27 protein-coding genes, 1 tRNA gene and 1 pseudogene are annotated in these 20,776 nt (G+C 60.1%); 10 read left to right on the top strand and 19 right to left on the bottom strand.

Annotated features, from left to right (window positions below):
• From EEQ99_RS07755 to EEQ99_RS07745, 3 genes are all read right to left on the bottom strand, one after another.
• A complete protein-coding gene (locus tag EEQ99_RS07755; protein WP_028756356.1) occupies positions 1-915 on the bottom strand; it encodes an ABC transporter permease in 915 nt (304 codons plus the stop codon).
• Positions 916-1,169: 254 nt separating this feature from the next.
• A complete protein-coding gene (locus EEQ99_RS07750; RefSeq protein WP_047611023.1) occupies positions 1,170-2,468 on the bottom strand; it encodes an ABC transporter substrate-binding protein in 1,299 nt (432 codons plus the stop codon).
• Positions 2,469-2,521: 53 nt separating this feature from the next.
• Entirely contained in the window at positions 2,522-3,610 is a 1,089-nt protein-coding gene (locus EEQ99_RS07745) for an ABC transporter ATP-binding protein (RefSeq protein WP_028756346.1), read from the bottom strand.
• A 267-nt stretch (positions 3,611-3,877) separates the two neighbouring features.
• Between EEQ99_RS07745 and EEQ99_RS07740 the strand changes: the two genes are divergently transcribed.
• On the top strand, positions 3,878-4,588 hold the full coding sequence (locus EEQ99_RS07740) for a GntR family transcriptional regulator (protein ID WP_028756345.1): 711 nt from the start codon (positions 3,878-3,880) through the stop codon (positions 4,586-4,588).
• A gap of 64 nt (positions 4,589-4,652) precedes the next feature.
• On the opposite strand, the gene EEQ99_RS07735 is transcribed toward EEQ99_RS07740, so the two are convergent.
• Together EEQ99_RS07735 and EEQ99_RS07730 are read right to left on the bottom strand one after the other, a co-directional pair.
• Entirely contained in the window at positions 4,653-5,066 is a 414-nt protein-coding gene (locus tag EEQ99_RS07735; protein WP_028756344.1) for a DUF4174 domain-containing protein, read from the bottom strand.
• Between the two features lie 169 nt (positions 5,067-5,235).
• Positions 5,236-5,619, bottom strand: coding sequence for a BRA0787 family protein (locus tag EEQ99_RS07730; RefSeq protein WP_028756343.1), 384 nt, complete (start codon positions 5,617-5,619; stop codon positions 5,236-5,238).
• A gap of 357 nt (positions 5,620-5,976) precedes the next feature.
• On the opposite strand from EEQ99_RS07730, the gene EEQ99_RS07725 reads away from it, so the two are divergent.
• The gene (locus EEQ99_RS07725) at positions 5,977-6,183 is read left to right on the top strand and encodes a hypothetical protein (protein WP_028756342.1); all 207 of its coding nucleotides are present in this window, start codon (positions 5,977-5,979) and stop codon (positions 6,181-6,183) included.
• 24 nt (positions 6,184-6,207) lie between these two features.
• Positions 6,208-6,447 carry a DUF2934 domain-containing protein gene (locus tag EEQ99_RS07720; protein ID WP_028755998.1) on the top strand — a complete coding sequence of 80 codons (240 nt, stop codon included), beginning with the start codon at positions 6,208-6,210 and terminating at the stop codon, positions 6,445-6,447.
• A 708-nt stretch (positions 6,448-7,155) separates the two neighbouring features.
• Here the strand turns inward: EEQ99_RS07720 and EEQ99_RS07715 are convergent.
• On the bottom strand, positions 7,156-7,350 hold the full coding sequence (locus EEQ99_RS07715) for a hypothetical protein (protein WP_018242928.1): 195 nt from the start codon (positions 7,348-7,350) through the stop codon (positions 7,156-7,158).
• 123 nt (positions 7,351-7,473) lie between these two features.
• On the opposite strand from EEQ99_RS07715, the gene EEQ99_RS07710 reads away from it, so the two are divergent.
• The 3 genes from EEQ99_RS07710 (at position 7,474) to EEQ99_RS07695 (ending at position 9,560) form a co-directional block, all read left to right on the top strand.
• The gene (locus tag EEQ99_RS07710) at positions 7,474-8,199 is read left to right on the top strand and encodes a LuxR family transcriptional regulator (RefSeq protein ID WP_028755999.1); all 726 of its coding nucleotides are present in this window, start codon (positions 7,474-7,476) and stop codon (positions 8,197-8,199) included.
• A 507-nt stretch (positions 8,200-8,706) separates the two neighbouring features.
• Positions 8,707-9,372: an acyl-homoserine-lactone synthase gene (locus EEQ99_RS07700; RefSeq protein WP_097594206.1), complete on the top strand. Its 666-nt coding sequence runs from the start codon at positions 8,707-8,709 to the stop codon at positions 9,370-9,372.
• Complete coding sequence (locus tag EEQ99_RS07695; RefSeq protein ID WP_028756001.1) at positions 9,369-9,560, top strand: hypothetical protein; 192 nt, start codon at positions 9,369-9,371, stop codon at positions 9,558-9,560. The genes EEQ99_RS07700 and EEQ99_RS07695 overlap by 4 nt, the downstream gene beginning before the upstream one ends.
• Positions 9,561-9,661: 101 nt before the next feature.
• On the opposite strand, the gene EEQ99_RS07690 is transcribed toward EEQ99_RS07695, so the two are convergent.
• Positions 9,662-10,030 carry a response regulator gene (locus EEQ99_RS07690; protein WP_028756002.1) on the bottom strand — a complete coding sequence of 123 codons (369 nt, stop codon included), beginning with the start codon at positions 10,028-10,030 and terminating at the stop codon, positions 9,662-9,664.
• Positions 10,031-10,230: 200 nt separating this feature from the next.
• Here EEQ99_RS07690 and EEQ99_RS07685 point away from each other — a divergent pair.
• Positions 10,231-10,306 (top strand) — tRNA-Ile (locus tag EEQ99_RS07685).
• A 33-nt stretch (positions 10,307-10,339) separates the two neighbouring features.
• On the opposite strand, the gene EEQ99_RS07680 is transcribed toward EEQ99_RS07685, so the two are convergent.
• The 4 genes and pseudogenes from EEQ99_RS07680 to EEQ99_RS07665 form a co-directional block, all read right to left on the bottom strand.
• Positions 10,340-11,152, bottom strand: a complete 813-nt coding sequence (locus EEQ99_RS07680) for a hypothetical protein (RefSeq protein ID WP_244604774.1) — start codon at positions 11,150-11,152, stop codon at positions 10,340-10,342.
• A gap of 62 nt (positions 11,153-11,214) precedes the next feature.
• A pseudogene (locus tag EEQ99_RS07675) lies at positions 11,215-11,520 on the bottom strand (tyrosine-type recombinase/integrase); the annotation flags it as partial.
• A 766-nt stretch (positions 11,521-12,286) separates the two neighbouring features.
• Positions 12,287-12,598, bottom strand: coding sequence for a hypothetical protein (locus EEQ99_RS07670; RefSeq protein WP_082849686.1), 312 nt, complete (start codon positions 12,596-12,598; stop codon positions 12,287-12,289).
• 329 nt (positions 12,599-12,927) lie between these two features.
• Complete coding sequence (locus EEQ99_RS07665) at positions 12,928-13,632, bottom strand: FkbM family methyltransferase (RefSeq protein ID WP_028756004.1); 705 nt, start codon at positions 13,630-13,632, stop codon at positions 12,928-12,930.
• Positions 13,633-13,968: 336 nt separating this feature from the next.
• Here EEQ99_RS07665 and EEQ99_RS35080 point away from each other — a divergent pair, with 336 nt between their 5' ends.
• Entirely contained in the window at positions 13,969-14,157 is a 189-nt protein-coding gene (locus EEQ99_RS35080) for a hypothetical protein (protein WP_127430205.1), read from the top strand.
• Between the two features lie 102 nt (positions 14,158-14,259).
• On the opposite strand, the gene EEQ99_RS07655 is transcribed toward EEQ99_RS35080, so the two are convergent.
• Complete coding sequence (locus EEQ99_RS07655; RefSeq protein WP_028756005.1) at positions 14,260-14,448, bottom strand: hypothetical protein; 189 nt, start codon at positions 14,446-14,448, stop codon at positions 14,260-14,262.
• Positions 14,449-14,701: 253 nt separating this feature from the next.
• On the opposite strand from EEQ99_RS07655, the gene EEQ99_RS34495 reads away from it, so the two are divergent.
• On the top strand, positions 14,702-14,848 hold the full coding sequence (locus tag EEQ99_RS34495; protein WP_164735911.1) for a hypothetical protein: 147 nt from the start codon (positions 14,702-14,704) through the stop codon (positions 14,846-14,848).
• A gap of 63 nt (positions 14,849-14,911) precedes the next feature.
• Here EEQ99_RS34495 and EEQ99_RS07650 read toward each other — a convergent pair whose 3' ends face one another.
• Entirely contained in the window at positions 14,912-15,463 is a 552-nt protein-coding gene (locus EEQ99_RS07650) for a hypothetical protein (RefSeq protein ID WP_028756006.1), read from the bottom strand.
• 328 nt (positions 15,464-15,791) lie between these two features.
• Between EEQ99_RS07650 and EEQ99_RS07645 the strand changes: the two genes are divergently transcribed.
• A complete protein-coding gene (locus tag EEQ99_RS07645) occupies positions 15,792-16,532 on the top strand; it encodes an SIMPL domain-containing protein (RefSeq protein WP_028756007.1) in 741 nt (246 codons plus the stop codon).
• Between the two features lie 329 nt (positions 16,533-16,861).
• Here the strand turns inward: EEQ99_RS07645 and EEQ99_RS07640 are convergent, their stop codons facing one another.
• The 6 genes from EEQ99_RS07640 to EEQ99_RS07615 form a co-directional block, all read right to left on the bottom strand.
• On the bottom strand, positions 16,862-17,242 hold the full coding sequence (locus EEQ99_RS07640; RefSeq protein WP_127430204.1) for a hypothetical protein: 381 nt from the start codon (positions 17,240-17,242) through the stop codon (positions 16,862-16,864).
• Positions 17,243-17,417: 175 nt separating this feature from the next.
• Entirely contained in the window at positions 17,418-17,723 is a 306-nt protein-coding gene (locus tag EEQ99_RS07635) for a hypothetical protein (protein WP_097542121.1), read from the bottom strand.
• A gap of 166 nt (positions 17,724-17,889) precedes the next feature.
• Positions 17,890-18,312 (bottom strand): secondary thiamine-phosphate synthase enzyme YjbQ, encoded by a 423-nt coding sequence (locus tag EEQ99_RS07630; RefSeq protein ID WP_028756009.1) that lies wholly within the window; start codon positions 18,310-18,312, stop codon positions 17,890-17,892.
• Positions 18,313-18,408: 96 nt separating this feature from the next.
• A complete protein-coding gene (locus EEQ99_RS07625) occupies positions 18,409-18,762 on the bottom strand; it encodes a DUF1428 domain-containing protein (RefSeq protein ID WP_063474568.1) in 354 nt (117 codons plus the stop codon).
• 110 nt (positions 18,763-18,872) lie between these two features.
• Complete coding sequence (locus EEQ99_RS07620; protein WP_028756011.1) at positions 18,873-19,472, bottom strand: DUF922 domain-containing Zn-dependent protease; 600 nt, start codon at positions 19,470-19,472, stop codon at positions 18,873-18,875.
• A gap of 83 nt (positions 19,473-19,555) precedes the next feature.
• The gene (locus EEQ99_RS07615; protein ID WP_063474567.1) at positions 19,556-20,776 is read right to left on the bottom strand and encodes an MFS transporter; all 1,221 of its coding nucleotides are present in this window, start codon (positions 20,774-20,776) and stop codon (positions 19,556-19,558) included.

The following is a 20,776-nucleotide window of genomic DNA, read 5'->3' as shown; positions in this document are numbered from 1 at the left end:
TCAAAGCTCCTTGCGGATGTCGACGACGCGCAGGATGGCCGCGACCATCAGGAGCACGACGGCGAGCAGCACCACGGCATTGGCGGCCGCTGCCGGATATTGCAGCAGCGACATCTGGTTCTTCATCATCAGCGCCACCGAGGCGCTCTGGCCGCCGGACATCACCTGAACCGTCGAAAAGTCGGCCATGACGAGCGTCACGACGAAGATCGTGCCGATCGCCATGCCGGGCTTGGCGAGCGGAATGACGACGTTCCACAATATCTGCCAGCCCGACGCACCGGCATCGCGCGCCGCCTCGAACAGCGACCGGTCGATGCGCATCAGCGTGTTGAAGATCGGCGTCACCATGAACAGCGTATAGAGATGCACCATGGCGAGCACGACGGCGAAATCGGAATAGAGCAGCCATTCGATCGGCTGCGGAATGATGCCCATTTTGATCAGCGCCGAATTGACCAGGCCGTTGCGCCCGAGCACCGGGATCCACGAGATCATCCGGATGATGTTCGACGTCATGAACGGCACGGTGCAGACGAGGAAGAGGATCATCTGCGTTGAGGTCTTGCGGATGTGGAAGGCCAGGAAATAGGCGACCCAGAAGCCGATGACGAGCGTCAGCGACCAGACGATCGCGGTGAATTTCAACGTGTTGAGATAGGTCTTCCACGTCACCCACGAACCGAGCGTGTCGGTATAGTTCATGGTGAGGAAATCGGGGTAGAGACCGGCGAAATCGTAGTCCCAGAAGCTGACGACCGCGATCATGGCGATCGGCAGCAGGAAGAAGAAGCCGAGAATGGCGAACAGCGGCGTCGCCTGGAGATAGGATATCGCCGATGGGGAGAGCCTCAGTCCACGCCCGCCGCGCGCGCCCTGACCGTCCTCCTCCGTTTCCGCTGCGATGGTCGCCATATCCGGTTCTCCGTTCTGATTACGTCAAGTGGAACGAAGGTGCGTGCCACCCCCTCATCCGCCTGCCGGCACCTTCTCCCCGCTGGGGGAGAAGAGAATCGCGGCGGCGTCCGGGCCACCTGCTTTCCGACAGGGAGGGCTCAAAGGACCCCTCCCCAACCCTCCCCACAAGGGGGAGGGAGTTCTCTGCCGCACCGCCTCCGGACTCCCTCCCCCTTGTGGGGAGGGTTGAGGAGGGGAAAACGGCAATCGCATTACGCAGCGATGAACTCGTTCCAGCGGCGGACCATGTAGCGGTCCTCGTCCATGACGGAGTTCCAGCAGGCGACCGCGCCCATGCGGGCTTCGAAGGCTCCGCCGTCGCGAACGGCGCCGGCCTTTTCCATGACCTTGCCTTCAGGCGACAGGATATCGCCCTGCGCCGGCTTGCCCTCGATCCAGTAGCCCCATTCGTCGGCTGTCATGAAGTTCTTGGCCGTTTCCATGCAGGCGGAATAGTAGCCCTGGCGGTTGAGGTAGCCGCCGACCCAGCCCGACGTGTACCAGTTGATATATTCGTAAGCCGCATCGAGCTGCGCGCCCTTGAGGTGCGAGGCAAGGCCGAGGCCGCCGCCCCATGCGCGGTAGCCTTCCTTGAGCGGCTGATACTTGCAGGCGATACCCTTGGAGCGGACGGCGGCGACGGCCGGCGACCACATGGACTGGATGACCACTTCACCCGATGCCATCAGGTTGACCGATTCGTCGAAGCTCTTCCAGAAGGCGCGGAACTGGCCGTCGCCCTTAGCCTTGATGAGGAATTCGATCGTCTTGTCGATCTCTTCCTTGGTCATGTTGCCCTTGTCGGCATACTTGATGTTGCCCATAGCCTCCATGATCATCGCAGCATCCATGATACCGATCGACGGGATGTTGAGGATCGAGGTCTTGCCCTTGAACTTCGGATCCATGATGTCGGCCCAGCTCGAAATATCGCGGCCGACGAGATCGGGGCGGATGCCGAGCGTATCGGCATTGTAGATGGTCGGAACCATCGTCATCCACTGCGTCGGTTCCTTGGCAAAGGTCTTGGCGCCCGGAGCCTCGACGAAGCCGACCGTGTGCGGCGCCGTGCCCTGGGCGATGACGCTTTCCGGCTTCAGCTTGCCGTTGATGAACAGCGGCACGATCTTGTCGTAATATTTCAGCTTCTTGACGTCCATCGGCTGCAGGACGCCTGTCGGGAACACCTTCTTGGCGATCCAGTATTCGATATCGGCAATGTCGTAGCTGTCGGGCTGGGTGACGGCGCGCTGGGCGGCGGCGTCGGAATCGGTCGCCGTCATCTCCAGCGTGATGCCGAGATCGGCTTTGCACTTCTCGGCGATGGCGTTGATGTTGGAAACGCCGGTGCCGAACTGGCGAAGCGTGATGTTCGTCTGCGCCCAGATTGTCGGAAAGCCGGTGATGGCGCCGGAGCCGGCGATGGCGCCGACGGCGGCAGCGCCCGTCTTCAGCAGTGTGCGGCGGGACAGACCCTTCTCCGCCTTGGTCGATGTCGTTTCAGTCGTCATGTCAGTTCCCCTTTTCTTGATATGGAAGGTTCATGGTTCTTGATGGTGATGGCTCACGCCGAGGAGCGGCCGAGAAGCACGGCATCCTCGAGCGCCCAGCTGAGCGCGACGGTGTCGCCGACGGCGACCGGCCGGGCGAAATAGTCGCCGTCGTCTGATATGACGGTGAAATCGTCGCTGCCGGCGCCGATAACGGTGATCTTCACGGAAGAGCCGCGATATTCGATGTTGGAGACGATGCCGTTGAAGCCGAGCGTCCATTCGGTCGCCACCTGCAGGCGCACGCGATCGGTGCGGATGCCGATATCGACGCGCTCGCCGACCTCCCTGCCCGTCCCGCGCACGGAAAAGCTCTGCCCCTCCGGCACCGTCATGACCAGCACCCCGTTTTCGCTCGATGTCACCTGGCCGGACAGCACATTGTGATCGCCCATGAAGCGCGCGACGAAGGCCGTCGCCGGCCGTTCGAAGACCTCGCGGGGTGCTGCGGCCTGCTCGATCCGGCCGTCATTCATGATGACGATGACATCGGCGAGCGCCATCGCCTCTTCCTGGCTGTGGGTGACGTGCACGAAGGTGATGCCGAGCGACTTCTGCAGCTTCTTCAGTTCGGCGCGCATGCGGATCTTCAGGAACGGATCGAGCGCCGACAACGGCTCATCGAGCAGCAGCGCTTCCGGATCGGTGATCAGCGCGCGCGCCAGCGCCACGCGCTGTTGCTGGCCGCCGGAAAGCTGGGCCGGACGCCTGCTGGCATAGGCCTCCATCTGCATCAGTTTGAGCATCTCGCGCGCCTTCGCCCGCCGCTCCTGCTTGTCGACGCCTTTCATCTTCAGGCTGAAGGCGACGTTGTCGATCAGGTCGAGATGCGGGAACAGCGCGTAGGACTGGAACATCATCGCCGTGCCACGCCTGGCCGGCGGAAAGTCGGTGACCACGACATTGCCGAGCCGAATATCGCCCGACGAAATGCTCTCGTGGCCGGCGATCATGCGCAGCGTCGAGGTCTTGCCGCAGCCCGACGGGCCGAGGAAGCAGCAATAGGAGCCGGCCGGAATTTTCAGGCTGATCGCATGGACGGCCGTCGTCGCGCCATAGACCTTCGAAACGGATACTATATCGATCTCTGCCGCTTTCGACATCATGCCTTCCCCTGTTTGGAAAAGGCGATGCATCTGCCGTGCCAATTGTAGTTTCCTGCACAAAACTACTGCAAAATAAGGATTTTATCGGCGCGGAACCTACGAGGGCAAATTATAAGCACAATGCTATCTGCTCACGATTTAGGCTATCGTGCGCAATTTGTGCAAAAGATCGTATACAATTTCGGCGCTACTTCGAGCACAAATTCTATTTAACTTTTGCAGCGAACATGGATATGGTTTGCCGACCATCAGGAAATCGATTTCATGAAATCCGCTGCCAAGGCTCAGCAGGCCGACGACTCCGCCGAAACCGGCGCGCAACAGATCCGCGATGCCATTCGCGAAGCGATCGTCGAGCGCAGGCTCTCGCCCGGTACCAAGCTTTCGGAAAGCGATGTCGGCAATCTCTTCAATGTCAGCCGCACGCTTGCCCGCGCCGCCCTGCAGGCACTCTCCTATGAAGGCCTCGTCAGCGTCGAGAAGAACCGCGGCGCTTTCGTCGCCTATCCCTCGCCGGATGAGGCGCGCCAGATCTTTTCCGCCCGCCGGCTCGTCGAACCCGGCATATTGCGCGAGGCAGCCGCCCGGATCACGCCGGGTGACATCGCCCATCTGAGACAGCTGCTGCTGGAAGAAGGCCGCCTCATGAGCGAGCGCGGCCAGACGGCGCGCCGAGCCGAGATCAAGGCATCGGGCGATTTTCACCTGACGCTGGCGGCGATATCCGGCAATGCGATCATGCAGCGCTTCATGGAGGAGCTCGTTGCCCGCTCATCCCTCGTCATTGCGCTCTATGGCCAGTCGACCGCATCGAGCTGCGGCCACTCCGAACATGGCGACATCATTTCGGCGATCGAAGTCAAGGAACTCGACCGCGCCTGCCAGCTGATGCTGCATCATATCGCCCATATCGAGGCCGACCTCGATCTGCGCGAACGCAAGAGCCTCGGCCTCAAGGAAGCCTTCGAGCTCTGAACACGCAAAGGGGGAGCGCAGCTTTCGCCACCCCCGCTTTCGTTTCAGACCGAAGGCTGAAGCCTTACCAGGGTGTCTCCTTCGGCAGCGTCTCGAAGGCCGCGAAAATTTCCTCCGCGGTTTGCGGCTCGCTCGACCGCAGTCGGACGGTTCCGTCGCGCCCAATCAGGATCAGGCCGAACTCACCGGCCGGCGGTCCCTGCAGCCGCGCGCGAATATCGTCGGCATCGAGCTCCCAGTCATCATCGAACAGCGCGAACGCGCCGCCGCCGGCAATGGTGAATACCTCGACGTCTTCCTCGATGAGGCGCATTTGCGCCTTGCGCAGCCATTCGTCCTGAATGATTGGACGGTCGTCTTGCGCGTCGGCGAAGATGATCAATACCCGCTTCCTGTCGCGAAACTGCTCCAGCGATTGCGGAAGCTCCGGCTCATGCCTGGATGCGCCGATGATTTCATGAACGATGGATTTCAGCATGATGCTCGTTCCTCGGCCGTCATCACTACAGAATTGCGCGTACAGAATTGCGCGTCCGAAGACGCGAGGCGCCGTAGTGGCGGGCTGTGCGGACTAAACGGCTGGGGATGAGCGAGGTTCCGCCGAAAAGCGGAAAAGGATCGCAGCCATGGCCGCGATCCTCGTCCTGTCAGTCGCGGCTCTGGTCTTCGGCCGCGTGGGCCGAAACGGCGACGAGATCCGCCGTGCCGTTGGCGAGAAGGCGCTTGCGCACCAGCACGCGCATGACGCGTGCCGCCGTCGAGAAGGTCATCTGGTCGAGCGGGCCTTCGCCCTCCCACGGCTTGGTCAGCCGTTCGGTGACGGCGCCGACGATATTCATCGGCACGATGTCGGTGCATTCGCGCATGGCTTCGAAAACGAAGCTGATGGGGATGATCCGTCCTTCGTGGGTCACGATCGGCTCGGTCAATTCGCTATCCCATTCCTCGAAGGCATAGAGCGCTTCGCGGAACAATTGCTGGAGGGTAAACGGCGCGTGGCCGTTATGAAGTGGCGGCAGTGCATTCATCATGTCTGTCTCCTCTTGTTGGATTGAAGCCAAGTCCTCCGGTATCGGTCGGCATCAACGCGGGAACGGAAAATATTGCCCCTGCGGACCGAATAACACGATTGATTCTATAGAGTAACGTGCCGGGGATAAAGCCATTTATCGGCCTCCGCGAAAGCCAATTTCATAACCGGCTGAAATTCTTGCATTTTTTAGGCGAAATTTTCTCAGGCGACACCCTTTTAGAAAATTCATGCCACCCGCATTCAGGCGCCCCAAAACGGTACGACGAGGCGAAAAAACCCTGAAAAATCACGGAACCTTTGTCGTTGTAATTTGTTTTGTTCTCATAATTCGCAAAACAGTCTGGGGTTATCACCAATGACGCAAATCCGTGAGCCGGAGCGCCGAAGCAGAATCCTGCGCGGCCGCCCCTATAGCCTTGATGAATTCGCTTCCAAATATGGCCTGCTGAGCGATCAGGCCGAAAGCCTGTTCACCCGTTTCGGGCCCTCCTCTATCGAACTCGACCTGCTGATGGCAGCCAAACGCCGGTCGCCGGTTCTGCCGGACAGAATTGCCGAATAACACTTTGACGAGTGGAATGGATAGATGAGCGACAGACGCCACGAATGGATCAGCAAAAGAGCTTACGCGATCTGGGAAGAACAGGGCCGGCCCATTGGCCGCGACGACGAACACTGGCGCCAGGCGGTTGCCGAACGCGATGCGCTTGAGCGCACGAAGGCCTCTTCCGATGGCCGCGAGGTGCTGGTGAAGTTTCGCCCGAGATCGCAGCAGCCCGAAATGCCGCGTCAAGACTGGGTCAATCCTTCCACAATGGTCGGCTGACCCCCAATCCCAAGCCGGCTTCAGCCGTTCGGCAGCGCTCGTCCATTGCCGGAGCCCCCCGTGGTGGCCTCGTCCTTAGAGGCCCCTGCGGCGCGCATCAGGATGAGGGGGAGAGGCGTCGCCGCTTGCCTCCCCGGAGAGCAGAACGGCAAGCCAGACTCTGCACGGCACCACTCAGCACCACACGGCATACCGATCGCCCGCCTGCCACACGGCCGCCGATCAGCCGCTAGCCACGCTACACACCAATCAACCCTCATCCTGAGATGCGCAGGCCGAAGGCCGGAGCCTCGAAGGACGGGGGATGGGTGCTGCGGCCGCTCCATTGCCGGAGCGGGACCCCGGTAGCCGGCCTTGCTTCTCTCGAGGCCCTGGCGCTTCAGGATGGAAAGAGGGCTCGGCTTGCCTTTCGCAAGAGAGCGTCAGCGACGGCACAGCGCAACCGTTTCCACAAACATCATCGCTCCCTCCGCAAAGTCTCCATCAATCGTTTCGAAACAAGTCGATGAAATAATGCGGATTTCTTAACCATAGATCCAGAACGCAAAGTCCGATCCTTTCACCGCCAAATCGAATCACGACATGAATGAAGACGTATTCATCGGCAGTTTTGCAGAGCAGAAATGCTGTGGGATTTGCCTGCCGGCCGGCGTGGGTGTCATGCCTGAATTGCGGAGAAAAGGCTGAGCCGTTCGGGAAGGCCGATCGTCAGAAAGCGTTGGTTTCCTGGCAGAGCGCCCGGTGAACCTCGGTCCAGAACAGTGCCAGCGGCCTGTCGCCGTTGCGTTCGGCAACGAGGGCGCGGATCAGCGCTTCGGAGCCTGCCATGTCCTGCCAGCTGGATTTCAGGCCCTTGGCGGCCTGTTGGCATTCGGCAATCTCGAATGGTCTCTTGCTGTCCATATGAGGTCTCCTCATGACAGGCGCTAGCAGATGGGACCCGAATTGTCATTCCCCGCATATGTGGGGATGCCTTGTATTTATGACGGCCCTCGCGGTAGGATTGAGGGAATTGGGGCAGTGGAAATGATTGAGAATACCTATAGCGAAAAGTTCGAGTCCGCTTTCGAACAGATCAAGGCCGCGGCCAATGTGGATGCCGCGATCCGCATTCTGCAGGCGGAATATGGCCTCGATTTCGTCACATACCATCTCGCCCAGACCATCGCCAGCAAGATCGATTCGCCCTTCGTGCGCACCACCTATCCGGATGCCTGGGTCTCCCGCTACCTCCTGAACAGCTATGTGAAGGTCGATCCGATCGTCAAAGAGGGCTTCGAACGCCAGCTGCCCTTCGACTGGAGCGAGGTCGAGCCGACGCCGGAGGCCTATGCCATGCTGGTCGACGCCCAGAAGCACGGCATCGGCGGCAACGGCTACTCCATTCCCGTCGCCGACAAGGCGCAGCGCCGCGCCCTGCTGTCGATGAATGCCCGCATACCGGCTGACCAATGGGCCGAACTCGTCCGCCGCTGCCGCAACGAATGGCTCGAGATCGCTCACCTGATCCACCGCAAGGCCGTCTACGAGCTGCATGGCGAGAACGATCCGGTGCCGGCACTGTCGCCGCGCGAAATCGAATGCCTGCACTGGACGGCGCTCGGCAAGGACTACAAGGATATTTCGCTCATCCTGGGCATATCCGAGCACACCACGCGCGATTATCTGAAGACCGCCCGCTTCAAGCTCGGCTGCGCGACGATCTCGGCCGCCGCGTCGCGGGCCGTGCAATTGCGCATCATCAATCCCTAGAGCCTTTCCTGGTCAGATTGAAGCATTCTGTTGGCTCAAACGGAGTCGGATGGTCGACCGGCTGGCGCGCGTCGTAGCCCAGTTCTACGGCCAGGCCGACCGGTCGATCAGCCGGCCCGTTTCAGCCAACCCTCCTGCAGATTTGCTAGGCAAATCTGCAGGACTTTAGAATCGCCGGACGCACCTATTGCTTCGCATGGCGAAGCAGTGCGGCCGGTGGGCCGGGCATCTCTACGCCAGGATCAAAGGCGATCGGCTCGGACGTACCAAGAGGTATGCCCTTCGCCAAGCGCCTTTGCCCTGACGAAAACCTGCTCCGGCAGAATGCTTCAATCTGGCCAGGAAAGGCTCTGGCGCGTTTTTTGGCGCATGTCGTGATCACAAAATCTCACTTTTGCGCGGCAGGCTCTGCCCCCCTCATCTGAGGGGGCCCATCTGAGGGAATTTCCGATCCGGCCCGCCTGAACCATTCTGCCTTCCACGAACTTGAAAACGCTGGAGGGCAAAATGTTCGTTATCATTCAGGCACATGAGTATCAGAAATACGCTGCCGTACTCGACCAGATGTTTCGCCTGCGCAAGAAGGTGTTCGCCGATACGCTCGGCTGGGACGTGCCCGTCATCGGCCCTTACGAACGCGACAGCTACGATTCGCTGGCTCCCGCCTATCTCGTCTGGTGCAACGACAACCGCACCCGTCTTTATGGCGGCATGCGCCTGATGCCGACGACGGGCCCGACCCTTCTCTACGACGTGTTCCGCGAGACCTTTCCCGATGCCGCCGATCTCATCTCCCCCGGCATCTGGGAAGGCACGCGGATGTGCATCGATGAAGAGGCGATCACCCGAGATTTCCCCGGCATCGATGCCGGCCGCGCCTTCTCCATGATGCTGCTTGCGCTTTGCGAATGCGCGCTCGATCACGGCATCCATACGATGATTTCCAACTACGAGCCCTACCTCAAGCGCGTTTACAAGCGCGCAGGCGCCGAAGTGGAAGAACTCGGCCGCGCCGACGGCTACGGCAAATATCCCGTCTGCTGCGGCGCCTTCGAAGTATCGGACCGCGTGCTGCGCAAGATGCGCGCCGCCCTCGGCCTCACCCTACCCCTTTATGTCAGGCACGTGCCGGCTCGCTCGGTCGTGACCCAATTCCTGGAGATGGCAGCATGAACCGCCTCGCTGAAACCGCCACGCAGAAGGATATCGGCGCGCTGGAACGCCATGTTCTCGCATCCCGCGACCTCGCTACGCAGATAGGGGATCCCTTCCTCTCCTATCTCCTCTCGATGGCGCTGTTCACGATCTACGAGAAGAAAGCCCATCACGAGAACGAGGCGCTGAAGAGCAGCTTCAGCTGAGGGCGCTGTTCCCCTCCGCCGTGCCTGAAGACGAGCCATGTCTCCCGGCGCCTCGCGCGCAGCCGCAAAACCAGTCCCCGTTTTGCGGCTGCGCGGTGTTACTACGTCATCAGGGAATTGATCGTCGAAATCAACGTGTCGTGCATATAGGGCTTCGGCAGGAAAGCGGTATTGGCGGGTAGCGCCATCGGATCGAGCCGCACCATGCCCGAGGTGATGATGATGCCGATGTTCGGCCGCATCGCCCTCACCCGATTGGCAAGCTGGAGACCGTCCATCGAGCCGGCCATGTTGACGTCGGTGAACAGGATATCGACATCCTGCCTGCCCTTCAGCACCACCAGCGCCTCATCGGCATTCGCCGCCTCCAGCGCCACGTGGCCGACATCCTCCAGCACATCGAGGATATTGAACCGGATCATCGGCTCATCCTCCACGATGAGCACCACGGCACTGTTCAAAGCCACCATCTGCGATCGCCCTTTTCATGCGGAACGTCACTTGAATAACTGTGGTCCGCGCGGGAAGCTTCCAGTGGCTGCCCACGAATATGCATCGTCCACAGATGCGTGCGCTCTCCGCTTGTGGCTCTTCCCGATTTGCGTTAGAGCGGAACCCGTGCCGCGGGAACCATTGCCCCGGCACCCAAGCGCCGGACACCCGGCGCCAAGGGCCTGTAGCTCAATGGTTAGAGCCGGCGGCTCATAACCGCTTGGTTGGGGGTTCGAGTCCCTCCGGGCCCACCATTCCTCCCATGTTTCAGAGGCCTTAGAAGGTGGTTAGCCAGCAAGGTTAGCCATCCGGTTAGCCCTTTGTTCCTGGCTTCGACTTGATATTGAGGACATCTTCCAAGCTTCTCGCTTGATTCCGTGTTTCGTGACGCGCCTCCCATTATCGAGGCGACGATGTTTGCGGTTGGCTTTCCAATATCGCCAATCAATCACACGCTCTGCGATTTCGCCCTGATAAAGATTGTGAGTTTTGAGGAACCTATCGGTGGTCTCAGCATCCGGATTGTAGCCGATACCTTTGCTGGTCCCAACGTCGTAAAACTGGTTCGCGAGCTTTTGGACCTCTCTATCATTAGCGCTGTAGATCGGCGACATCGTCCAGCTCCAATAATCGTAGTCATCATAGGGGTCGGATAACGACAGCACCCGATCGATGCGGTCATCCGGCAGCTGTATGGATTTCAACCCACGCACGATTTCTGCGATCGCTTCACGCTTTTGTTTCGGTGATAGGCCGCTCATTCGGTTATCACCCGCGATCTGCTGGACACTACGAGCAGCAAACACCTCAGCAAAGTCTTGAAGCTGCTTCACTGTGGCCCGAGCCTCTTCCAATTGTTTCGCCAGTTTTGCCGCCAGCCCTGTTGGACCAAATGTCAGGTCTTGGATGTCATCTAATCGCGTCGCTAAGACGGCAAAAACAAGCACGAACGCCACAGAAATGAAGCGAACCTGTTCTGCTCCAGTGAGGACGAGATAAAGGAAAACTGCGAAAAGGATTAACGATGCAATCCACGCACTAACACGCATCATTTCTTTCTCCACCGCTTTTGGCAGGCTGACTTCCGCGAGAATGCTCAATAACACTCTACCGCTCACAGATCATACCGGCGACACACCTTCACCGTCCGGGACGGAATAAGTCAATTGCGCCTCGCCGGCGCCTTCTTTATCGACAGCTTACGGGAGAGTTTGGCCATCGCGTCGCGGGCCAGTTTCTGCTGCTCGGCTTCGCGGCTATAAAGCTCCGCGTGCTCGATATCGTCGTGGCCGAGCATTTCCATCAGCTGTCGAGTTGTCGATCCGCTTTCGGCCAAAAGCTTGCCGAGCGTCTTGCGCAGGCCGTGCAGGGTGCAGCCCTTCGGCATGTCGGCCATCTTCGTCCAGTGCGCCATCATTCCCGTAAGCGACTTTTCGCTATAGGGGTTGCCATAGGCGTTCAGCAGCACGAATGGCTTTGAGCGATCAGAGGATCAAGCGAAAGACGCCACTTAGCCATCTGTTTTAGAACGATTTTATGACGCCCTCCAGGCCCACCATTCAACTCTCTAAGATCCTATTTTTCCTGCATATATTTGCGTTCAAGGTCCCAGCTTTCAAGCTTAGACCCACCGAGTTAGACATTTTAGTTCTCGTTCCGATCCGGCAAGAGGAGCTTGGCGCCGTCTCCGGCTAGCTTCTTGCGACGTGCTGCGCGGGTGTAACCATCCGAATATTGCCTTGAGCTGATCGCTAGTCGCACCGTTTTTTTGCGGCGATCGAGGCTCCGGCCTTTCGCGGACAGGGCATAGCACCTTGTCCAACCATATGATCGAGCAGAGTGGCGCCTATGCCGACACAAGCCGCGGCGGCCACGCAAACAGGGCATGTTGGTCAATAGCCGCCGGTTGGTAAGGCTGACGGCGCGCTATGGTAGGGCTTCCGTTTTGCTGCCGCCGCGATGATCGACTGGACGGATCGGCCGAGCAACTAGCGCACTTCAGAGCGCGTGTCGTACTTCTCGTCGTACCGCGGTTATTGCGCCCCCTGCCTAGCTCTAAATCAGCAGCCCCCTAATCCTTGCGAAAATTCACGAGGCGCATAAATTCAATCTATCGGATAGCTTTTGCTGGTGACCACGGATGTACTGGCACCGTGCGATGCAATCAAAGAAAGGTCGGCGCGAGCATTCGCCCGACCTTTCTTTTTATAGGTTGGCGCCCGTGGCAGTGCCGACTAAAAATCGAAATACACAGTCACTCCTGACCGACGACGATAGGAGTAATCGTCGCGATAGCCGTAATAGTCGCGATGACCGTAATACCGCGGACGGTAGCACGAGCCATAATACCTGCAGTCGCGGTGGGCGTATCGCTGTTTCCAGTGGCGATTTGCATGCCATTTCCCATGTTTCCGGTGTTTGACCTGCTCGACGTCTGGGGTGTGCAGTTGTGCTGCGTTCGGCACGACAATCGGCGTGGCGTTTAGCGGCAGGGCGAACGATGCAGACAAGACAATGGCTGCAAGTGACGAAAAAAGCATCTTCATCGGATCATCCTTTCAGGCTTCGATTCTGGGTTAACAAGGATTAACCTCCGATGAACGCGCGCTTCTCAGAAAAACACCGGCCGTTGAACTTCCTTCGGCTCGGCGGACGTGATTTTTTGGAATTTTGACACGAGGTTCCCGAATTTTTGAAAAGCCCAATCAGGTCTTAAGGACGGCTCAAGGAGCGTTTAAACCGTTCTCAAAGGGCCGGCAAAATATCCTCCCGCCCGAGGTCCAATCCCGTCCGATTTCCGAGCGCTTTGCCGCGACGCGCCAGCGGTCATTGCCGCTGAAGGTCGGCCGGCGGGGGGTGGGCACACTAAGTGCGCTTATAGATCGTCGCGGATAGAAAAAACGTAGTTGTAAGGCGTTCCGGAAGAGCCTTTCCGGACCTCGTCGATCGACAGGGAACGAAATTTTCGATCTTTCAGGCAATATACAGAATATCCAAACGGCTTAAGATAGTCGATCACACTGCCGACAGCGTTGGGTCGATGTCGGTCTTCCGCTTCGATAAGCAGATTTGGGCGATCCCGGTGCAATATAGCCTCCGCGCCTTCGAGTACTTTTAGTTCGTGCCCTTCAACGTCGATCTTGATGAAGCCTACAGTGTCGAACTGATAGCTATCCAGGCGCCGGGTTGGAACGGAAATTTCTTCGACATTTTGCGTCGAAAGCCTATTCTGCTCCTCAATCGTGGCGCAGCCATCCATGCGCTGATCACTGGGGATCCGCATCGTTGCAACGCCAGCGCTGTCGGAAAGTGCGACCTGCTCCACCCGAACCGACGAACCAAGCGCGGCCTTCAGAAAAGCTACCATGTTAGGTTGAGGCTCGAAGGCGACGACATTGCGCGCATACTTGGTCAAGAACCAAGAATAGACACCGTAGTTCGCACCTATATCGATGGCAGTCTGGCTCCGACGGCATAATCGATCGAGGATCCGAAGCTCGGGCTCACCATGGCGCCATTCTCGTGAAGCGCGCGTCCATAGCCTGAACCGAGGTGGCGCAATCTTAGCAATATGAAGCATGTAGGCTCCCGGTAACTCGAAAGCATGTGCTATCCACTCGTCGAGCGGCGTGCCCCTGTTTCTTCACCTTCCGTGAATTGGCAACCAGTGGCTAGATCATCGATAGTTGATGCCTTGCGTGGCCGTTTCGCCAAGCCTAGTTCTTTAGGTGAAGCCGACGTAGCCGTGGATCCCTTCTGCAGGCATGGCCAAACAACCTTGATCGTGGCAGCAAGCGCTTGCGAAGGGGTTTTCAACAAATAACAAAATCTTGATCGGCAACGACAGTTATCAGGACGCCTCTTCGGCCTACTTGCCACGAGTATACGGACACGTTGGACAGTGAAGGGTGGGGAGATGCTTCAAACTCGCAAACTATCGGGGGCCATGACAGCCGTCTTCGTCATTGCCATGTCGGCATCGGCCTGCACCACGAGCCCAAACGACTCGATGCAAACGGGCGGGTATACCGCCCGGAGCGCTGACTTTGACCTCCGGCCTGCCTGCCGCGATGGATTCGGCAATGATCGTCCGTGCAGCTATTAGCGCGGGAAAAATTGGAAGTCTGATTGCAGCGATAGTTCGCCTCCAGCGATTGCCAGTCAGACGACTTCATCCGGCGGCATCATGCCCGATCGGCGCAGATTTCTAATAGCTGCAAGAACGCCCATCGCTCGGCCTGAACCCACCACCGCAGGCTGGGTTGAGCGGCAGATCCTCGTGGTAGTAGCCGATCGAGGAGGTTTGGTCGACGCTTCCGGACGAAGTGCAGGCCGAGATGATCGAGGCAAGGCTGATCAGCGTTCCGGTCGCGATAAATGCGAAAAATCGGTTCATCTGAGCTTCTCCTTCGGAGGGGTATCGTTTTACCCCAAGCGGGCAATCTACCACGCCACGGCGACGACAGACGAGGATTTATCGTGGCCGACCGGCCTTAGCGGCCCGATCTAACGCCAATGTGATCAGCGTGCAGGCCATCTCCTCAAGCCATGCACTGTCGCATAACTGTCATGTGAAATTGCCCATTGTTCCGGCAGTCTGGGCAAAATATATGCTGTCGGCTAACAAAAAAAAGAATGAGTGAATTGCCATGAGTGCCATACAGAGACTTTTCCACCGCAATCTCCTGACCCGCTTCGTCTCCGGTCTCGGTGCGGTTCCCCAGCGCATTCGCGCCGCACGCGAAGAGCGCCAGCCCGCCATCCATCCATCCTTCATGGACGATTTCGGCGCCTAAGCGTCCAATACATTCCCCGGCCAACGGGTAGGGAAACGCCCCTACCCTCGCCGGCGCGCGTCCTTAGTTCACTGCGGGTGCAGCCGGTTCACCCCAGCTGGAAATGGCTTGGCCGGCCTTGGTCGCCACGCGCATGTCGTAGAGCGCCAGCGAAGCCTGGAGCTGCCGCATGTCGGTGCAGCGGTTGATGATGCCTCCGATATATTGCACGCAGTCGCTGGCGTTGCCCTGTGCCGAGCCAGTCGCCCAATCCTTGACGACCCCGTCGGCGCCCACCAGGAAATAGGAAAGCCGGTTGTTCTGCGAAACGGTGGAGCTGCCGACCAGACCGACGAAATTCGTGCCGGTTTCGGTCTTGGCGCCGGGCGCCATGTGCCGGTAGATCGTCATGCCGTTCGTCAATGACGTCGCACCGATCATCGGCCCGAAGGTCGCTTCCGAGCCGGAAAGCCGCGCCATCGGCGACTGGCCGAGATTGGCGACCTCCGCATAGGGCTTGCCCAGCGCATAGCTGGTGTAAGAGCGGTTGGCGGCATTCTCCGCCTTTTCCGCCACCTGAGAACAGCCCGCCAGATCGACGGCGAGGCTGATCGAAAGAATTGCCAAGAATCGCATGCTGCCCCCTTGCCGGCCGCACGATGTGCTGTGCGGCCGCCGCTTGTTCCTTAACCCGCCATATTTGCTATCAGGTTTGCGGAATTTGGGAAGCGGTGGCGTCGTCACGTCGGTTGATGCGAGGCGAAGTATCGTTTGCCTGCGCTTTACCGGTGTGCCGTGTGAGCCCCTCTGCCCGGCAGGGCAGAGAGGGTGACCGCGGCATATCCTCTCCTCGTTACTCCACATTTTTCTCGCGATGCGCATGCGCCTGTCTTTTCCGCCGCAATAGCTTCACAATCAACCGACAGAAAGCTGTTCAGGGAAACGACAACCAAGGAATGAAAACATGGCGCCGATCTACACCAGAACTGTTCTGATGACTGCCCTTCTGGCCCTGCCGCTGACCGCCGCAGCGCCGGCATTCGCGCAGGAGGTAAAGCCGCGCGAGCCGGTGATCTCGGTGACGGGCGACGGCGAATCGTCCGCAGCGCCCGATATGGCCGTCCTCAATCTTGCCGTCGTCAAACAGGCGAAAACCGCCCGCGAAGCGCTCGACGAGAACAACAAGGCGATGAACGACGTGCTGACCGCGCTGAAGAGCGGCGGCATCGCCGAGCGCGATCTGCAGACCTCCGGCTTTTCCATCCAACCACAATACAATTATCCGCAGCCCGTCGACGGCCAGCAGCAACAGCCGCAACTGGTCGGCTACCAGACCATCAATTCGGTCACCGTCAGGCTGCGCGATCTCGCCAAGCTCGGCCAGGTGATCGATCAGGCCGTCACCCTCGGCATCAACCAAGGCGGTGACATCCAGTTCACCAACGACAAACCGGAAGCCACTCTCGAAGAGGCACGCAAGGATGCCGTCGCCGATGCCGTCAAGAAGGCGAAGACGCTGAGCGAAGCCGCCGGCGTCAAGCTCGGCCGCATCCTCGAGATCAACGAGAATGTGCCGCGCGCCATGCCGCAGCCGGTCTATCGCGCCACGATGATGAAAGAGACCTCCGACACTGCCGTTCCCGTCCAGGGCGGCGAGAATAATTACAATGTCAGCGTCACCGTGACTTTCGCCATCGAGCAGTAAAAGGAGAGCACCGCGCGTTTGAAGAAACGTGCGGTGCTCAGGCTGCCGACAATACACGAGCAAGGGTTCAGCGTGACACGACCTCCCACCGCTTGGAGATCGACGAGAGGCAGCCCTCTATCCGCGTAAACCGGACAGCAGTGGCACAATTCCGAGGATGAGGCGGGGCGAGCGAGATTTGTCATTAAACGGAGCGCTCGGCGTCTTTTCAGACCCGCAGCGCTGTAAAAAGTCTTTCAAAAAGAAAACCGCCCTTGCCGATCCGGGAAGACTGGCAAAGGCGGTTCTGGCCGCCGCATCGGGGAGACGAGGCGGTATTCTACTTGATATCAGCGGCGCAGGGCGGGGCAGCCGCGCACGTTGCCGAAGCTCATTTCATCGGGACCACGACGCGTCCAGCCCTGGACGATCACGCGGCGCGGGGTGATGTCGACGACGCGGGCGCGGCGGAAGCCGTAATCCCGGGCGAGATTTTCGGCGAGCTGCGGATTGCAGCCGCGCGACGGGCGGCCGTAGCCCGGAGGCGGACGGTCATAGCCCGGAGGCGGACGGTCATAGCCCGGAGGCGGACGGCGGTAATCCTGTGGCGGACCACGGTCCGGCTCGCCGATAATGATATTCAACTGGGCGGCGGCCGGGGCCACCGTGCCGGCAAGAGTGCCGGCTGTCAGCATGACGGCAAGACCCGCCTTTGCCAAAAACTGCATCATCGAAAAACCTTTCGTTTGAAAGTCGGAGCGGTCGAGCCGCCCTCCCCACTCTCCACATTACGCCGAAGCGTCATTTGAGAATCACTCATACAGATCAGAGAAGAGACGGCTGAAAGTGTCGCCGTCAAGGCAAAACGGACCGGAAGCGCCGCTTCGGCGCCTCCGACCGCAGTCCTCAGCGCCGGATCAGCGGGCAGCCGCGGACATTCGCGAAGACCATTCTGTCCCAGCCGCGACGGTCGCGCCCTGCGACGACGACGACGCGCGGCGACAGGCGGGTGACATGGGCTCTCCGCAGGCCGAAATCGCGCGCCTTATTCACGGCGTGTATCGGCGAGCAGCCGCGGATCGGCCGATGGTATTGTGCCTCGACGACGAAGCTCGTCTGCGGCCCCGCGGCGGCGGCCGTGGAAACAGTGGCCGGAATGGTGCAGAGGGCGAGCAGAGCGGCAAGCGAAGCCTTGGTGAGGAAGTGCGTCATGGATGTCTCCGTCGATTGAATTCCAGGCTCTCCCTTCAGGGATTGTGTCGACAGTAAACGTTGCAAAATGAATGGTGTTCGAACCGGGCATTCAGTTTGCATTCACAACAGCATGATGCCGAAAACGTCGGCGGTTTCCGGCATTATCGACTCTCTCTTTCGATGTTCAGGGGCTGAGATGCAGCACGATCTCGCGCCGGTGCGGCCGGTCTCGATGTTCGAAGAGATAGAGCCCCTGCCAGGTGCCGAGCATCAGCCGCCCCCTGGCGACGGGAATGCCGATGGAGACCTGCGTCAGCGCCGCCTTGATATGCGCCGGCATATCATCCGGCCCCTCGGCCCTGTGCACGATCCAGCTCATCTCGGGATCGGAGGCCGGCGGCACGAGACGGCGGAAGAAGGAGAGAAGATCGGTGCGCACATCGGGATCGGCATTTTCCTGGATCAGCAGCGAACAGGATGTGTGGCGCACGAAGACGGTCAGAAGCCCCTCCTCCCGCCCCGAGGCGTTGACGAAAGCGCTCGCTTGGTCGGTGAATTCGTAAAGGCCCTGTCCGCGTGTGGACAGGCTAAGGATCGTCTGGGGCAAGGCGCTCTCCCATCTCGCAATGACATTCCCCGCGAGTTGGCGCACCGCTGGCGGCGAGTCAAGCTTGCCGGGGGAAGTCAAGGCTGCCGGGCGCCATCAGAGCTTGAGCAGCATCTCGAAGCCGCCATAGATCATCCGCTTGCCGTCGAACGGCATCTGCCATTGGTCGCCCTTGAGCCTCGGATCCTCCATCACCTTGGCATTGATATCGTCGCGCTCCCGGCGCGAGCCGTAGACGATCCAGGAAAACACCACCACCTCATCCGCCTTCGCCTGCACGGCGCGGGGAAAGGAGGTCAGTTCGCCATAGGGCACGTCGTCGCCGATGCACTCGACATATTCGAGGGCGCCATATTCCTTCCAGATCGTGCCGGCAAAGGTCGAGAACTTCTTGTAGGCCTCGACATTCTCCTTCGGCACCGCGACGATGAAACCATCGACATAGGACATTGCACTCCTCCTCTCACCCGTCTGTTATTGCGGGGGAGATAGGAGCTTGGCCAAGCGGGTCCAGCCCGCTGGCGAGCGGTTGACCGCGCCGCTGATCGGCTTCGGCCCGGTCAGGGACCATTCACCAGCTTCAAGATCAGTTGCTGGATATTGCCGCCGTCACCCATTTCGATCTTGTCGAAGTCGCGGCCGCGCTGGCGCTGGCGCATCGAGATCTCGCCGAGGCGCCGGGTCAGCTCGACCCGGATCTTCTTGCAATCGGGGTCATCGGCAACGGTGAGCCCGATGCTCGTCGCCTCGATTTCCTTGACCATTTCCTTGATGGTCACGCCATGCACCCGTTCATGGGCCGCAACACCCGATATAAAGGCCTGCCAGCTGCTGTCGACGGCCGCCGGCAGCTCGCTCGCCGGCTTCGGCAGCGTGTAGGTGATGATGAGCTTCGGCCGGTTGGTGACGATCACACAGGCATTGCCCTGCGGTTCGTATTTCCTCGTCCAGGTCAGCTTGAACGTCGTATGCGCGATCACCCGGCCCGTGACCCCGGCCTTCGGTCCCCGCGCCCCGATCGATTCGTAGAGTTCGGCCCCGGTCTTGCCCGATATCGAATAGGGCCGCACCTCCTCGACCGCCTGCCATTCGGCGAGCGCTGCCGCCGGCGCCAACGCGAAAAACGCTGTCAGCGCAGAAGATAGAAAATGCCTTGTCACGCGCCGCCCCGCCAAATGATTCCCGCCGCCGAACCTAATGGGACCGCTCCCGTCTTTCAACGCGGTTGAACGAGGTGCAAGCATCAGCCCTGCAGCGTCCTGACCCTGGTCAGATCGGGGAAGAGCCGCATCCACAGGACGACGACGACGATCGTGCCGAGCCCGCCGACGACGCCGGTGGCGACCGGCCCGAGGGCTGCAGCCATCATGCCGGATTCGAATTCACCGAGCTGGTTGGAGGTGCCGATGAACAGCGAGTTGACGGCGCTGACACGGCCACGCATCTCGTCCGGCGTCAGAAGCTGTACCAGCGAGCTGCGCACGACTACGCTCACCGTATCGGAGGCGCCGACGACAAGCAGCGCCGCGACGGAAAGCGCAATATTGGTGGAGAGCGAGAAGACGATGGTGGCGACGCCGAACACCGCGACGGCGGCCAGCATCTTGCGCCCGACATTGCTTTCGAGCGGCCGGCGGGCAAGCACGATCGACATGGCGAGCGCGCCGATTGCCGGCGCTGCGCGCAGCAGGCCGAGGCCCCAGGGGCCGGCATGCAGGATATCGCGGGCAAACATCGGCAAGAGCGCGGTGGCGCCGCCGAGCAGCACCGCGAAGAGATCGAGCGAGATCGTGCCGAGCATGACAGGCCGGCTGCGGATGAAGGAGACACCGGCAAAGACGGAAGCAAGCGTCACCGGCTCGCGCCTGGCAGGGCTCCATTGCATGCGGATCGAAATGACATTGAAGCTCGCAACGGCAAACAGCAGCGCCGCGATGGCAAAGGGCGCCACGGGATGAAGGCCATAGAGCAGGCCGCCGAGCGAGGGGCCGATGATCAGCGCCGTCTGCATCATCGAGGTGGACGTGGCGACCGCCTTCTGCAGCATCGAGGCCGGCACGATATTCGGCAGCAGCGCCGCCATGGTCGGCCGCTCGAAGGCGACGACGGCGCCAAGCACGGTGACGGCGGTAAGGATGCCGGCCGGCGTCAGCCATTGCTGCCAGGTGGCGATCGCCAGCACCAGCGCCGTCACCGCCTCGATCAACTGGCAGACAAGCCCGATGCGCCGCCGGTCGAACCGGTCGGCCACATGGCCAACGACAAAGGTCAGCACCGCCATCGGCAGGAACTGGCAGAAGCCGACGAGGCCGAGCGCAAAGGCGCTGTGCGTCTGATCGTAAATCATCCAGCCCATGGCGATGCCGATGGATTGGAAGGAAAGCGAGGAAAAGACGCGGGAGGCGGCGAAGTTCAGATAGCCGGGGTGGCGAAGAACGCTCCCCGGGCTTTGGGATATGTCCAT

This window comes from Rhizobium anhuiense, assembly GCF_003985145.1.
GTDB classification, from domain to species: Bacteria; Pseudomonadota; Alphaproteobacteria; order Rhizobiales; family Rhizobiaceae; genus Rhizobium; species Rhizobium anhuiense.
The sequence above is the reverse complement of the archived record's forward strand: the minus strand, read 5'-3'. Positions and strand labels throughout refer to the sequence as shown.

What these genes read in the sequence shown, in the direction of transcription:
- EEQ99_RS07755 (WP_028756356.1), bottom strand. Translation starts at nt 915, where the DNA reads ATGGCGACCATCGCAGCGGAAACGGAGGAGGACGGTCAGGGCGCGCGC.
- EEQ99_RS07750 (WP_047611023.1), bottom strand. Translation starts at nt 2,468, where the DNA reads ATGACGACTGAAACGACATCGACCAAGGCGGAGAAGGGTCTGTCCCGC.
- EEQ99_RS07745 (WP_028756346.1), bottom strand. Translation starts at nt 3,610, where the DNA reads ATGTCGAAAGCGGCAGAGATCGATATAGTATCCGTTTCGAAGGTCTAT.
- EEQ99_RS07740 (WP_028756345.1), top strand. Translation starts at nt 3,878, where the DNA reads ATGAAATCCGCTGCCAAGGCTCAGCAGGCCGACGACTCCGCCGAAACC.
- EEQ99_RS07735 (WP_028756344.1), bottom strand. Translation starts at nt 5,066, where the DNA reads ATGCTGAAATCCATCGTTCATGAAATCATCGGCGCATCCAGGCATGAG.
- EEQ99_RS07730 (WP_028756343.1), bottom strand. Translation starts at nt 5,619, where the DNA reads ATGATGAATGCACTGCCGCCACTTCATAACGGCCACGCGCCGTTTACC.
- EEQ99_RS07725 (WP_028756342.1), top strand. Translation starts at nt 5,977, where the DNA reads ATGACGCAAATCCGTGAGCCGGAGCGCCGAAGCAGAATCCTGCGCGGC.
- EEQ99_RS07720 (WP_028755998.1), top strand. Translation starts at nt 6,208, where the DNA reads ATGAGCGACAGACGCCACGAATGGATCAGCAAAAGAGCTTACGCGATC.
- EEQ99_RS07715 (WP_018242928.1), bottom strand. Translation starts at nt 7,350, where the DNA reads ATGGACAGCAAGAGACCATTCGAGATTGCCGAATGCCAACAGGCCGCC.
- EEQ99_RS07710 (WP_028755999.1), top strand. Translation starts at nt 7,474, where the DNA reads ATGATTGAGAATACCTATAGCGAAAAGTTCGAGTCCGCTTTCGAACAG.
- EEQ99_RS07700 (WP_097594206.1), top strand. Translation starts at nt 8,707, where the DNA reads ATGTTCGTTATCATTCAGGCACATGAGTATCAGAAATACGCTGCCGTA.
- EEQ99_RS07695 (WP_028756001.1), top strand. Translation starts at nt 9,369, where the DNA reads ATGAACCGCCTCGCTGAAACCGCCACGCAGAAGGATATCGGCGCGCTG.
- EEQ99_RS07690 (WP_028756002.1), bottom strand. Translation starts at nt 10,030, where the DNA reads ATGGTGGCTTTGAACAGTGCCGTGGTGCTCATCGTGGAGGATGAGCCG.
- EEQ99_RS07670 (WP_082849686.1), bottom strand. Translation starts at nt 12,598, where the DNA reads ATGAAGATGCTTTTTTCGTCACTTGCAGCCATTGTCTTGTCTGCATCG.
- EEQ99_RS07665 (WP_028756004.1), bottom strand. Translation starts at nt 13,632, where the DNA reads ATGCTTCATATTGCTAAGATTGCGCCACCTCGGTTCAGGCTATGGACG.
- EEQ99_RS35080 (WP_127430205.1), top strand. Translation starts at nt 13,969, where the DNA reads ATGCTTCAAACTCGCAAACTATCGGGGGCCATGACAGCCGTCTTCGTC.
- EEQ99_RS07655 (WP_028756005.1), bottom strand. Translation starts at nt 14,448, where the DNA reads ATGAACCGATTTTTCGCATTTATCGCGACCGGAACGCTGATCAGCCTT.
- EEQ99_RS34495 (WP_164735911.1), top strand. Translation starts at nt 14,702, where the DNA reads ATGAGTGCCATACAGAGACTTTTCCACCGCAATCTCCTGACCCGCTTC.
- EEQ99_RS07650 (WP_028756006.1), bottom strand. Translation starts at nt 15,463, where the DNA reads ATGCGATTCTTGGCAATTCTTTCGATCAGCCTCGCCGTCGATCTGGCG.
- EEQ99_RS07645 (WP_028756007.1), top strand. Translation starts at nt 15,792, where the DNA reads ATGGCGCCGATCTACACCAGAACTGTTCTGATGACTGCCCTTCTGGCC.
- EEQ99_RS07640 (WP_127430204.1), bottom strand. Translation starts at nt 17,242, where the DNA reads ATGATGCAGTTTTTGGCAAAGGCGGGTCTTGCCGTCATGCTGACAGCC.
- EEQ99_RS07635 (WP_097542121.1), bottom strand. Translation starts at nt 17,723, where the DNA reads ATGACGCACTTCCTCACCAAGGCTTCGCTTGCCGCTCTGCTCGCCCTC.
- EEQ99_RS07625 (WP_063474568.1), bottom strand. Translation starts at nt 18,762, where the DNA reads ATGTCCTATGTCGATGGTTTCATCGTCGCGGTGCCGAAGGAGAATGTC.
- EEQ99_RS07615 (WP_063474567.1), bottom strand. Translation starts at nt 20,776, where the DNA reads ATGGACATATCCCAAAGCCCGGGGAGCGTTCTTCGCCACCCCGGCTAT.